The 13,070-nt window shown below is 61.6% G+C and carries 10 protein-coding genes; 7 read left to right on the top strand and 3 right to left on the bottom strand.

The genetic code is table 11. The features are described 5' to 3' along the window. Positions 1-275: 275 nt before the first annotated feature. Positions 276-1,715, top strand: coding sequence for a porin (locus OIM99_RS17505; RefSeq protein WP_311851738.1), 1,440 nt, complete (start codon positions 276-278; stop codon positions 1,713-1,715). A gap of 206 nt (positions 1,716-1,921) precedes the next feature. Here OIM99_RS17505 and OIM99_RS17500 read toward each other — a convergent pair whose 3' ends face one another. Beyond that, positions 1,922-3,625 carry a tannase/feruloyl esterase family alpha/beta hydrolase gene (locus OIM99_RS17500; protein WP_311851737.1) on the bottom strand — a complete coding sequence of 568 codons (1,704 nt, stop codon included), beginning with the start codon at positions 3,623-3,625 and terminating at the stop codon, positions 1,922-1,924. A gap of 422 nt (positions 3,626-4,047) precedes the next feature. Here OIM99_RS17500 and OIM99_RS17495 point away from each other — a divergent pair, with 422 nt between their 5' ends. Together OIM99_RS17495 and OIM99_RS17490 are read left to right on the top strand one after the other, a co-directional pair. Next, positions 4,048-5,481 carry a porin gene (locus OIM99_RS17495; protein ID WP_311851736.1) on the top strand — a complete coding sequence of 478 codons (1,434 nt, stop codon included), beginning with the start codon at positions 4,048-4,050 and terminating at the stop codon, positions 5,479-5,481. A gap of 227 nt (positions 5,482-5,708) precedes the next feature. Beyond that, positions 5,709-6,038 (top strand): low molecular weight protein tyrosine phosphatase family protein, encoded by a 330-nt coding sequence (locus tag OIM99_RS17490; RefSeq protein WP_311851735.1) that lies wholly within the window; start codon positions 5,709-5,711, stop codon positions 6,036-6,038. 9 nt (positions 6,039-6,047) lie between these two features. Here the strand turns inward: OIM99_RS17490 and OIM99_RS17485 are convergent, their stop codons facing one another. Together OIM99_RS17485 and OIM99_RS17480 are read right to left on the bottom strand one after the other, a co-directional pair. Beyond that, positions 6,048-6,719: a uracil-DNA glycosylase gene (locus OIM99_RS17485; protein WP_311851734.1), complete on the bottom strand. Its 672-nt coding sequence runs from the start codon at positions 6,717-6,719 to the stop codon at positions 6,048-6,050. A gap of 9 nt (positions 6,720-6,728) precedes the next feature. Further along, positions 6,729-7,337 (bottom strand): NYN domain-containing protein, encoded by a 609-nt coding sequence (locus tag OIM99_RS17480; RefSeq protein ID WP_311851733.1) that lies wholly within the window; start codon positions 7,335-7,337, stop codon positions 6,729-6,731. Between the two features lie 439 nt (positions 7,338-7,776). Between OIM99_RS17480 and rpoZ the strand changes: the two genes are divergently transcribed. From rpoZ to OIM99_RS17460, 4 genes are all read left to right on the top strand, one after another. Continuing rightward, positions 7,777-8,166 (top strand): DNA-directed RNA polymerase subunit omega, encoded by a 390-nt coding sequence (gene rpoZ / locus OIM99_RS17475; RefSeq protein WP_311851732.1) that lies wholly within the window; start codon positions 7,777-7,779, stop codon positions 8,164-8,166. A 119-nt stretch (positions 8,167-8,285) separates the two neighbouring features. Next, positions 8,286-10,475, top strand: coding sequence for a bifunctional (p)ppGpp synthetase/guanosine-3',5'-bis(diphosphate) 3'-pyrophosphohydrolase (locus tag OIM99_RS17470; RefSeq protein WP_311851731.1), 2,190 nt, complete (start codon positions 8,286-8,288; stop codon positions 10,473-10,475). Beyond that, a complete protein-coding gene (locus tag OIM99_RS17465) occupies positions 10,475-12,289 on the top strand; it encodes an ABC transporter ATP-binding protein (RefSeq protein WP_311851730.1) in 1,815 nt (604 codons plus the stop codon). Before OIM99_RS17470 ends, OIM99_RS17465 begins: the two co-directional genes overlap by 1 nt. 16 nt (positions 12,290-12,305) lie before the next feature. Beyond that, complete coding sequence (locus tag OIM99_RS17460) at positions 12,306-13,064, top strand: pyridoxine 5'-phosphate synthase (RefSeq protein WP_311851729.1); 759 nt, start codon at positions 12,306-12,308, stop codon at positions 13,062-13,064. Positions 13,065-13,070: the final 6 nt, after the last annotated feature.

The following is a 13,070-nucleotide window of genomic DNA, read 5'->3' as shown; positions in this document are numbered from 1 at the left end:
AAAAATCTAAGTAAATATAAGTATTATATAGTATATATTGCTTTCTGTGTGTCGTTCTGGCCACAATTTTGAATAATCGACCGTTCAAATACTTGTGAAGGGCCGTTTTGGGCGAATAGTGGGCAATATTCGGTTATGTTGATGGCGATCGGAATCGCGGGGGTCAAAGAGGATTCAGGTCTGGGGGAAGTGGGCCCGCCGGTTGCTCAGGTTCCAACCGCTTTCCCAAGTGGCCTTGAAAATCAGTGTTTTAGAAGTTTTACGGAGAGAACCGAATGACGCTCACCAAGAGCCTTCTGCTTGGCACCTCGGCGGCGCTGCTCGTCGGCGCCGGGGCGCAGGCCGCAGATTTGCCATCACGCAAAGCTGCGCCTGTCGAATATGTGAGGGTCTGCGACGCTTATGGCGCAGGCTTCTATTGGATTCCGGGCACCGACACCTGCTTGAAGGTCGGTGGCCGTATCCGTGTCGATATGTGGTACACGCCGGCGAAGAACGCGGTTTCGCATCGTTCGACCGGTGGCGGCACCGGCACGTTCATCAGCTCGAATGGCGTTGACCAGAACGGCTGGTACGCGCGCGGCGTCGTCAATATGGACGCGCGGACCCAATCCGCCTGGGGCACGGTGCAGACCGTCTTCTCGCTGCGCTTGGCTGCGGCTTCGGGCCTCGCCAATAGCCCGCCGGGCTATTCGACCGGCGTGTTCTCGGCCGGTAATGCCAATACGGCGACCATCGAAGCGGCCTATATCCGTTTCGCTGGCTTCACCGTTGGTCAGGCGGCCTCGAACTTCGTGTTCATGCCGGGCTACATCTATCACTCGCCGATGTACGGCGGTTTCCCGAACGGCATCCGCCAGCTCGCTTATACGGCGACCTTCGGTGGTGGCTTCTCGGCAACCCTCGCTTTGGAAAACCGGGGTGAGCTGAATCTCTCGACCTCGGCCAATACGCTCGGCGCCAACCCGTTCACCGCCACGGCGGCGACGGCGGGTCCCATGGCCCAGCGCTTGCCGGCTCTCGTCGGTAACCTGCGGGTCGATCAGGCTTGGGGCACGGTCATGGTGTCCGGCGTGGTGTTGCAGAACAATGCGACGTTCGGCAACGCCCCGCTTGCGGTGGTCGGCAACGCTGGCCCGTCGATCAATCGTACTGGCTGGGCGGTGAGCGGTAACGTCCGCATCAACCTGCCGATGCTGGCCCAAGGCGACCACTTCCTGGCCACGGTGGCCTACGGTGTCGGCGCTCTTGACTACGTCACGGGTATCGGTGCCAACGCCAACTTCCTGAATACGGGTAGCTGGCTTGGTGGCTTCCTGCGTGTCGACCGCAATATGACCTTGTACTGCGTCAATGCGGCTTGCACCGTCGGCGGCGCGGAACAGACCAAGGCGCTCAACATCGTCGCGATGTTCGTCCACTACTGGACCCCGTCGCTGCGTTCGACCTTGATGGGTGCGTATACGCGCATCACTCCGGGCAGCGTCACGCAGAACACGGCTTGGGCGCAGGGTGGCCTGTCGAAGGCTGATCTGTGGCAGGTCGCTGGCCAGTTGATCTGGTCGCCGGTGCGTAACTTCGACATCGGTGTCGAACTGTCCTACGCGAAGCTGAAGCAGTCGCTGCCGCTCTCGGTTCCGGCGGGCCTTGGCACACTCGCCAACGTCAGCCCGAGCAACTGGACGGGTCGCGTCCGCGTCGAGCGTACGTTCTAATCAACTGAGTTTCGGCCGGGGCGCGCAATACCCCGGCCGGAATGGCCGCGCTTCGTGACACCCGGACGTTGGTGAGATTGAAGTTCAACCTCCATTTCAATCCGCTCCCTCTGAGCAGAGATCTGGGACCACGAGGAAACGGGCCGCTCTAAAGCCCCGGCGTCAAGCCGGGGCTTTTTCATGTCCGGTGTGGAGAGCACCTTGCTTTAAGGCGCGGAGACTTCGCAGCGGTAGCTTGTCGCTTGCAGGGGATCACCGCCGGCATAGTGCGGATAAGACGGATAGCGGCACATTGGTCTTGCGGCGCGCTTGGCGAAAGGTGTCGTCTTGTCGTTGCGGACTTGGATCAAAGCATCCGGTGGTGGCGTATCGGTGCTGGCCCAGGCGTCGAGCGTCGTAAGCAGATCATGATGGGTGGGCACTTCCGTTCCGGTGGTGAGGCTGGCCGCGCCACCCGCGTGAGAAGAAGCGGACGAGACGTAGAGCCGCAGGAACGTGTCCACATCGCTCTGTCCCATACGTGCCACCACGTTCTGGTAATATTGAATGCCGGCCAACGGGCTCTGCGCCCAATCACCCGTATTCTCCTTGATGATCAATTTGCCGCCGCGCTTGAGGAAAGCGGAGAGATCGGGATTGCTTGAATCCATCAGCGCCGACACGTCTTGAATGCGCTGTTGGAACTTAGAGGGATTATAGGTGCGGATGTCGAAATTGGCGTCGCGCGCGATGACGTAGCGGACATAGCTGCTGCCATAGATGACACCGCGACCATCATTGGCGGTCGGCAGCGGCGATGGCATGGTGCCATTGCTGATCCATCGGGCGACACCTTCGCCGCCCAATTGAATCTCGCCGCCGTAGAGGCGGCCAGGATAAGTCGTCAGTCCATTGGCCAGCGCGAAGGGCATCACCGTCGGATCGTAAGCGGCTTTCAAAGTCGTAAGCTGCGCGTCCGACAGGCAGGTGTCGCCCGTATCGGCGCCAGCGGCACAGCGCAGCGATTGCAGATCGATCTTGGCGGGGCAGGCGAGATAGTTGCTGACAACGCCGTCGGCGATCCCGTCCAAACCGTCGCAGGCGCTGTTGATCGTCCGAGCGAGAAGATTGATCTTGGCGGCGTTCAGTGCGCCGCCGTTGAACTGCGGCAGGGTGTAGTTGACGAAGCCGTTGAAGAGGCCGGTCCAATAAATGACTGGCACGACCGAAACGATGCCATCGAAATCGTCGGGATAGCGCTGCGCCATGGTCAGGCCTTCGCGGCCGCCTTCCGAGCCTCCGTAGAAATATTGCTTGGTCGGTTTGCTGAGGTAGTAGGCGAGCATGACCTCTTGGGCCACGTCGCGCACCTTCTTGTAGGCCTGGTGGGCGAAGTTGAGAAACATCTCATCGTTGAGCGCGAACTTCGCCGGATCGGTGTTCACATAGCTGCTGGCATCATGCCCGGAATCGGTACCGAACGTGGCAAAGCCCTGGGTGATGGGCTGCGGCTGGCCGGATGCCGCGTCGCGCAGAGGCGCTGCCGCATCGGTCAGTGTGCCGTTGAAGCCGCCGCCGCCGATCATCACGGCTTTGCCGTTCCAGGTCGTCGGCAGGTTGATCTGGAACCGGATGGGATCGGCACCTGCCGTCAGCGGTGCGATGGTGCCGAGCACTTGGCAATATTCGGCGAAGGCCGGTGCCGTCGTGACAGCGGCGATGAGCTTCGCTGCGGTGATGGTGGCCGTGCCGCTGGGAAGGCCGACGCGGCCGGCTTCCACCGTCTTGCTCTGCAGGTTCGGACAGGCTTGCGCGAGCGCCGATCGGTCTGGGGTGGGTGTTGCGGCTTGGCTGACGCTCGCTGTTACGATCAGAATCGTGGCGCTCACATGGCGTGACAAACCGAACTTGCGTCCGTCATTGACTCTCATAAGGGAAGCTCCCGGAAGATTTTGCGCGTCAAACGGCGACGTCCGTCCTGTTTCCTCACCTCGGAGCGCAGCAGGCCCCGTGCCGCTTTAGCTGGCAGTTATGCAATATATTGCTTTATTTCCGCCCCGCGCAACGGCACGTGGTCGAAGACCAGCATTATTTTGCATGGTTTGGCATCCGTCGTCGTGCGGAGGATTCGTCGTGCAACGGCGGCATTTTGGTGGCTGCTGTGGACAATCGTGGCAATTTTGTGTGGCCTTATGACCACACCTCCCGACGAACTTGGTGCGGGATGCGAACAAATCGCCCACGCTAAAAAACCTTCACAAAACCGTTGTGTGGGCCCCGTACCCGCGCGGTGTGCAGGAGAGACATCCGTGAACCGGGCCTCCTGCATTTATTCCACTCTGGAGGTTTAGTAATGACATTCACCAAGAGCCTATTGCTCGGTTCATCGGCGGCTCTGCTCGCCGTGGCCGGTGCGCAGGCGGCGGATCTGCCCTCGCGCAAGGCGGCTCCTGTCGAATACGTGCGGGTTTGCGACGCTTATGGCGCAGGCTTCTATTGGATTCCGGGCACCGACACCTGCTTGAAGGTCGGCGGCCGCGTCCGTGTCGATATGTGGTACACCCCGGCGAAGAACGCGGTTGGACATCGTTCGACCGGCAATTCCGGCACATTCATCTCTTCGAACGGCGTTGACCAGTACGGCTGGTACGCACGCGGTATCGTGCAGATGGACGCCCGCACCCAGTCCGCTTGGGGCACCGTGCAGACGGTCATGAGCCTGCGTCTCCACGCCGGCAGCGGTCTGTCGACCGGCAACTACACCAGCGGCAGCTTCGCTGGCGGCAATGCCAACTCCACCACCGTTGAAGCGGCCTACATCCGTTTCGCCGGCTTCACCGTCGGTCAGGCGTCGTCGAACTTCACCTTCCTGCCGTCGTTCAACTACCACTCGATGTGGAACTCGTCGTTCCCGAGCGGCATCCGTCAGCTCGCTTATACGGCGACCTTCGGTGGTGGCTTCTCGGCGACCGTCGCGCTTGAAAACCGTGGCGATCTGCCGATGTCGATGGCCGTCAACACGCTCGGCGCCAATCCGTTCACCGCCACGGCGGCGACCGCTGGCCCGATCGCGCAGCGCCTGCCGGCTCTCGTCGGTAACGTTCGCGTCGACCAGTCGTGGGGTTCTGCGATGTTGTCGGGTGTCGTGCTCGAAAACACCGCGACCTTCGGCAATGCCAACCTCGCGGTTGTCGGCAATGCCGGTCCGCTCGTGCGCAGCACCGGCTGGGCGGTTAGCGGTGGCCTGAAGGTCAACCTGCCGATGATCGCTGCTGGTGACAGCATCCAGGTTTGGGCTGGCTATGGCGTCGGCGCTCTCGACTATGTCGTCGGCCCGGGCATGAACGCCGGTTCGACCGCCACTACGGGTAACTTCCTGGGCGGCTTCCTGCGTTCTGACCGCAACGTCACGCTGTTCTGCGTGAACGCGGCCTGCACGATCGGTGGTTCGGAACAGACGAAGGCCTGGTCGATCGCCGGTATCTTGACCCACTACTGGACCCCGTCGCTGCGTTCGAACCTGTTGGCTTCTTACGCGCGCGTCATGCCGGGCAACGTCACCCGCAACACGGCTTGGGCCAACGGCGGTCTGTCGAATGCCACGGCTTGGAACGTCATGGGCGACATCATCTGGTCGCCGGTGCGTAACTTCGACATCGGTGTCGAACTGTCCTACGCCCGTCTGAACCAGAGCCTGCCTCTGTCGGTTCCGGCTGGCCTCGGCGTTCTCGCCAATGTCAATCCGAGCAACTGGACGGGTCGCGTTCGCGTCGAGCGCACCTTCTAATCAACAAAAGTTTCGGCCGGGGGGCGCAATACCCCGGCCGGACACACCGCACCTCGTGAACCTGGGCTAACCAGTGAGATTGAAATTGGCCTCCATTTCAATCCGCTCCCTCTGAGCAATAGATCTGGGACAACTAGGATCGGGCGGATCTTGAGCCCCGGCATTTGGCCGGGGCTTTTTCGTATATGCTGCTCACCGAGTGAAAATATTCGCCGCGTGGATCGTGAATGAAGAACGTCTTGTTCGTCTGCAGTCAGAACCGATTGCGCAGCCCGACGGCCGAACAGGTGTTCGCCAATTATCCAGATATCGAAGTGATGTCAGCCGGCACGAACAACGATGCTGAAACCCCGTTGGATGCCGAACTGGTGCGCTGGGCCGACATCATCTTCGTCATGGAGAAGGCGCATCGCAGCAAACTGCAACGTCGCTTTAAAGCCGACCTGAAGCGGGCACGGATCATCTGCTTGGATATCCCCGACGACTTCGCCTACATGGAGCCGGCATTGGTGCGGATCCTGGAGGAGAAGGTGCCGCGCTTCCTCAAGTCTTCCTGATAAACAGGGTTATCGGGGCAGGGCGGCACGCACGGCGGCGAAGACCTGCTGAAACATTTTTGGTGTCAGCACGCCGGTATTCGTGTTGTAGCGCGAGCAATGATAGCTGTCGTACAGGCGCACGCTGCGTCCGTTCGCCAATCGCAAGTCGTGCTGTGCGCCATGGCCGAAGGGATGCGCCGAGAGCTTGGCGCCCACCGCGCGCAACAAGCTTTCATGGGCGATGCGGCCGAGCGCGACGATGGCCTCGAGGCGCGGATCGTCAGCGATGGTGGTGTTGAGAAAACGCCGACAGGTGTTGATCTCGGCGGGTGTCGGCTTGTTCTGCGGCGGCACGCATCGCACCGCATTGGTGATCCGGCAGTCGATGAGCTTCAGGCTGTCGTCAGGACGTTGTTCGTAGACGCCCTCGGCGAAGCCATAGTCACACAGCGTGGCGTAAAGCAGATCGCCGGCATAGTCGCCGGTGAAGGGGCGGCCTGTGCGATTGGCGCCGCGCAGGCCTGGCGCCAGGCCGACGATCAAGAGTCGTGCATCGGCGGGGCCGAAGCTCGGCACCGGCGCGTTATGCCACAAGGGCTCTTTCGCCCGCGCGTCGAGGCGAAATTCCATCAGCCGAGGGCAGAGCGGACAATCCCGCCCAGGGCCGGTGCTTGAGGCCGCAGCCGCAGCTCTCGCCATGGCGAACGATCAGTTGTCGGGGTCGTCCAGCGGATGACTCGCCGGCCCGACCGGCATCGGCCGGCGTTCGCCCATCGGCCGTTGCGAACGTTCGGTCTGCTCGCGTCCCACCTTCTGGGCGAGAGCGAGGAGGTCGATGAACTCATCGGCCTGACGGCGCAACTCGTCCGCCACCATGGGTGGGTGGGTGGTCACGGTGGAAACCACCGAGACACGCACGCCACGGCGCTGCACGGCTTCGACCAGGGAACGGAAATCACCGTCGCCGGAAAACAGAATCATGTGATCGATGAAGCCGGCCATCTCCATGGCATCGACAGCCAGCTCGATATCCATGTTGCCCTTGACCTTACGACGGCCGAGGGAATCGACGAATTCCTTCGTCGGCTTGGTGACGACCGAAAAGCCGTTGTAATCGAGCCAGTCGATGAGCGGGCGGATCGAGGAATATTCCTGATCCTCGACCAGCGCGGTGTAATAGAACGCGCGGATCAACCGGCCGCGCGTTTGAAATTCTTTCAGCAACTTCTTGTAATCGATATCGAAGCCGAGCGTTTTCGCGGTCGCGTAGAGATTTGCGCCATCAATGAATAGTGCAATCCGTTCGTCGTTTGCCATCGTACTATATCCGCATTTCTCGGAATTATCGAGTAGTTACAGTTACTTAAAAACTTTGGTCAGGCGAAAAGCCGCTCGCCTACAAACAATCGCAGCCAACGTGCAATATGCGGCCTCACTAACTGCATACACGACATTCGCGGCAATATTTTGCGTCGTACTGGAAGGTATTCGCCGAGCCGCTTATCCCCATACCATTTGCCGGCACGCCGTAAATTCGTATGTTATTGGCCGCGCGGGTAAATTTCCAACCGACTCCGATGGGCAAGATAATTGCCGCCATGATTACTGCAAGCGAAAATTGATCGCGCCGGTCAAATTTACTCAAGCTTTAGAAGATCGCCTCGGCGCTTTAGGGTTGCTTTCGCGGCGCCCAACGTGTACCCGAACTGGAATCTCAGCATTTTTGGCGCTCGTTCGCCCGTTTTTGGAGGCTCTCATGGCCCGCGTCACCGTCGAAGATTGTATCGACAAGGTTGAAAACCGCTTTGACCTGGTGCTCGTCGCCAGCCATCGCGCCCGCATGATCGCGTCCGGCCAGCCGATCACCGTTGATCGCGACCGCGATAAAAACCCGGTCGTCGCTCTGCGTGAAATCGCCGATGGCACGCTGCAGCCCGACGATCTCCGAGAGGATCTGATTCACTCGCTGCAGAAGCATGTCGAGGTCGACGAGCCGGAGGCCGAAGTGGTGCCGGCGCTGGCGCCTGCTGGTGAGCAGAGCGATGCGGCTGGCGACGTTCAGTTCGACCGCATGACCGAAGAAGACCTGTTGCGCGGTCTCGAAGGCCTGGTGCCCCCGGCTGAAACTGAAGAAGACGCCGAATAAGCGTTTTTTCATCGGCTTACGCTGCGCCAAGTCCGTGTTTGGCTTGCCAGCACCGGCAAATGCCCCGATATGTGGTTGAGGCGCGCCTGTGAGCGCGTCTGACTGCTGGCTCGATACCAATGATGAGGCAATACGAACTCGTCGACCGTGTGCGGAAGTATAATCCGCAGGCCGACGAGGATCTGCTTAACCGGGCATATGTCTATGCGATGAAAGCGCATGGTGCGCAGAAACGCGCGTCCGGCGATCCCTATTTCTCGCATCCCCTCGAAGTCGCCGCCATTCTGACGGGCCTGCGCCTGGACGACGCGACCATCGTCGCGGCGGTTCTGCACGATACGATCGAAGACACGGCCTCTACGCGCGAAGAGATCGATCAGATTTTCGGCGAAGAGATCGGTCGGCTCGTCGATGGCCTGACCAAGCTGAAGCGGCTCGATCTGGTTTCCAAACAGGCGGAGCAGGCGGAGAATTTCCGCCGCATGTTGCTGGCGGTGGCTGACGACATTCGCGTGCTGTTGGTGAAATTAGCCGATCGCCTGCACAACATGCGCACGTTGCAATATGTGCCGCCGGAAAAGCGTCGGCGCATTGCCCAGGAGACGCTCGACATCTATGCGCCGCTCGCCGGCCGCATGGGTATGCAGGCGATGCGCGACGAGTTGGAGAATCTATCGTTTCGCACGTTGATGCCGGAAGCGGCCGCCATGATCGACGAGCGGCTCGACGTGCTACGGCGCTCCAACGGCGAATTGATCAAGCGCATTGAGAAGGAACTCTCCGACGCGCTGAGTGATCGCGGCATCACGGCGGAAGTAAAGGGGCGCGAGAAAACGCCGTATTCGATCTGGCGCAAGATGGAGCGCAAGTCGATCGGCTTCGAACAATTGTCGGATATCTTCGGTTTCCGCATCGTCGTGCCGACGATCGAGGATTGTTATCGCGTCATCGGCGTCGTTCATACGCGCTGGCCGAATGTGCCGGGGCGGTTCAAGGACTATATCTCGACGCCGAAGCAGAACGACTATCGCTCGGTCCACACCACCGTGGTCGGCCCCGGCAGCCAGCGCGTCGAGCTGCAAGTGCGCACGCGCGAAATGAACGAGGTCGCCGATAACGGCATTGCCGCGCACGCGCTCTACAAGGACGGCCATACGGTCGACACAGAGCGGCTGTCGGGCGAGAGCCGCGCCTATGCGTGGCTGCGGCGCACCATCGATGCCCTCAACCAGGGCGATACGCCGGAAGACTTTCTCGAGCATACCAAGCTCGAACTGTTCCACGATCAGGTTTTCTGCTTCACGCCGAAGGGGCGCCTCATCGCGCTGCCGCGCGGCGCGACACCGATCGACTTCGCCTATGCTGTTCATACCGATGTCGGCAATCACGCGGTGGGCGCGCGCATCAACGGCCACATCGCGCCGTTGTTGTCGGAATTGCAGAACGGCGATGAAGTGCAGATCGTGACGGCGGAGGGCCAGACGCCGCCGCCGGCCTGGGAATCCCTCGTCGTCACCGGCAAGGCGCGCGCTTCCATTCGCCGCGCCACGCGCGATGCGGTGCGCGAACAATATTCCGGCCTCGGTCGCCAGATCGTCACCCGCGCTTTCGAGCGCAGCGGCAAGACCTATTCGGACGACCGGCTCAAAGGAGCGCTGCCGCGCCTGGCGCGTCAGAGCGTCGAGGACGTGCTGGCGGCGGTCGGCCGTGGCGAGATGTATTCCGGTGACGTGGTGAAAGCGGTCTATCCAGACATCGCGCTGGATCGTCCGGCCGCGCGCACCGGAAAGCAGTCGGCGAAGGCGAAGAAGACGGCCAATGGGGCAACGCCAGCCGCAGGAGCCGTCGAGTCGGCGACAGGTATTCCCATCCGTGGTCTGCGTGGCGATCTGCCGGTGAGTTTCGCGCCCAATGGCGGCGCGGTGCCGGGCGATCGCATCGTCGGCATTCTGACGCCGGGCGAGGGGGTCGTCATCTACCCGATCCAGTCGCCGGCGCTGACCCAGTTCGACGATCAGCCGGAGCGCTGGCTCGACGTGCGATGGGATGTCGAGAGCGCTTCGGGCAGCCTGTTCCCCGTCCGTCTCCTTGTTTCGGTCCTCAATGAGCCAGGGGCGCTCGGTAATGTCGCCACAGTCATTGGCGAAACTGGCGCCAACATCGATTCCGTCGACATCGCCAAGCATTCCGACGATGTACGCGACCTACTGCTGGATATCGAAGTGCACGACCTGAAACATCTCAATGCGCTGATCGCGCAATTGAAAGCTCAGACCGTCGTCTCGCGCGTCGAGCGGGTGAATGGCTGATGAGCGCGAACGAGGACGCAGCGGAGGCGCCTGCGCCGACGCGCGCGTCTTATCGGCGCGTCCTCACGTTCGTCACCCATTACTGGCTGCGCTGGCCCGGCCTGCTGGCCGGCATTCTGGCGGCGCGCATCGGCTCGACCCTCGTTGACGTGAGCGTGCCGCAGGCGTCGGGCCATCTGGTCGATGCCATCGTTTCCGGTTCGCGGGACAATCCAGCGCCTGTGCTGCATGCGCTGATGATCTTCATTGGCCTCGGCGCGCTGTTCGCGCTGTCGCGGCAGATCGTCGGCTTTCTATTGAACCGGTTGAGCGCCCGCTCGATCACCGCCATTGGTCGCGATGCCTTCGCCAAAGTGCAACGGTTCTCCTCGGAATGGCACGCCAATTCTTTCGCCGGCTCCACCGTGCGCAAGATCACGCGCGGCATGAGTGCCTATGACACGTTCACCGACACGGTCATCTTCGGTCTGTTGCCGGCGCTGATCGTCATTCTCGGTGTCAGCGCTATTTTCGCTTGGCGTTGGCCGGTCCTGGGGTTGATCCTCGCCAGTTCGATTGTCATCTTCCTGGCTGTCGTCATCACCATTTCGGTCAAATATGTGCAGCCGGCCAATGTGGCGGCGCGCGAATGGGATTCGCGCATGAGCGGCGCCCTGGCGGATTCGATCACCTCCAATCAGGCGGTGAAGACTTTTGCCGCCGAGGAGCGCGAAGACAAGCTTTTCGCCGATGTCGCCGGCAATTGGGAGTGGCGGGCGATCCGCTCCTGGGATCGCGGCGTCCTCAGCGGTATGATTCAGTCCGTCCTGCTGGTGTTCCTGCAGATCGCCATGCTTGGTACGGGCCTGAAATTGTGGATCGACGGTCAAGCGACGCCGGGCGACATCACGATGCTGATCACCACGCAGGTGCTGCTCAACGGCTATCTGCGCGATGTCGGCCAGCATGTGCGCACCATCCAACGGGCCGTCAACGACATGGACGACGTGCTCGAGTTCCGTGACGCGGAGCAGGAGATTGCCGATGCGCCCAATGCGCGGCCGCTGGCCATCATGCGCGGCAAGATCGAATTCGATCATGTGACCTTTGCCTATGCGGGCGCCGGGCGAACCTTATTCCGCGACCTCTCGCTCGTTATCGAGCCCGGCCAACGCGTGGGGCTCGTCGGCCATTCCGGTGCGGGCAAGTCGACCTTCGTCAAACTGGTGCAGCGCCTCTATGACGTACAGGCCGGCAGCATTTTGATCGATGGTCAAAACATCGCCGAGGTGACACAGGACTCGCTGCGCGCCGGCATCGGCCTGGTGCCGCAGGAGCCGATGCTCTTTCATCGCTCGCTGGCGACGAACATCGCTTATGGCCGTCCGCAGGCGAGCCGTGGCGAAATCGAGCAAGCGGCCAAGCTCGCCCATGTCGACCGTTTCGTCGGCGGACTGCCGAACGGCTACGAAACCCTGGTCGGCGAACGCGGCATCAAATTGTCCGGTGGCGAGCGGCAGCGGGTCGCCATTGCCCGCGCCATCCTGGCGGCAACGCCGGTGCTCATTCTCGACGAGGCGACATCGAGCCTGGACTCGGTGTCGGAACTCTATATCCGTGAGGCCATCGACCGGCTGTCGAAGGGACGCACCACTTTGGTGATCGCCCATCGGCTGTCGACCATCCGGCGCATGGATCGCATCCTGGTTTTCGACGAGGGCAAAATCGTGGAAGATGGAACGCATGCGGAGCTGATGGCCCGGCCGGACGGTATCTACCGGCAATTGCTGGAAACGCAGATGCGTTCGGGTGAGATCGCAGCGGCCGCGGAATAGACGAGGATTGAGCGTGATGGGGCAAGTGCGCCTTGGGGTGAACATTGATCACGTGGCAACGGTGCGCAATGCAAGGGGCGGGGCCTTGCCCGATCCGGTGCGCGCCGCGCTGGTTGCCATCGCGGCCGGGGCCGACGGCATCACTGCGCATCTGCGCGAGGACCGGCGCCATATCCGCGACGAGGACATGGCGCGATTGAAGCGCGGAATCTCCAAACCGCTCAACTTCGAAATGGCGGCGACCGACGACATGGTCGCGATTGCGTTGGCGACGCGTCCACATGCCTCCTGCCTGGTGCCGGAGAAGCGCAGCGAACGCACGACGGAAGGTGGCCTCGACGTGGTCGGCGGTCATGATCACCTCAAGGTCGTCACCACCGAGTTGAAGCGGGCCGGCATTCGCGTGTCGCTGTTCATCGAGCCGTCGCGCGAGGCGCTGGAAGCGTCGCATTCGATCGGTGCGCCGGTGATTGAATTGCACACGGGCGCCTGGTGCGATGCGCTGGCCCATGGCGAGAGCGAACGGGCCGACGCCGAATTCGAACGCATCCGCACCGCGGCGGCTTTCACGCGCGAACTCGGCATCGAGTGCCATGCCGGCCACGGGCTCGACTTCGACACCGCCCGCACGATCTCGGCGCTGCCCGAAATCGTCGAACTCAACATCGGCCATTTTCTCGTTGGCGAGGCGATTTTCATCGGTCTGCCCGCCGCCATCGCGCAGATGCGCAAGGCAATGCAGGAAGGCCGCGCCGCAGGCGAGAGCAAGAGATGAGCAAGA

Source organism: Methylocella sp. CPCC 101449 (assembly GCF_031921685.1).
Lineage (GTDB): Bacteria > Pseudomonadota > Alphaproteobacteria > Rhizobiales > Beijerinckiaceae > Terripilifer.
Note: the sequence above shows the minus strand (reverse complement) of the source record. Positions and strands in the feature narration are given on the sequence as shown.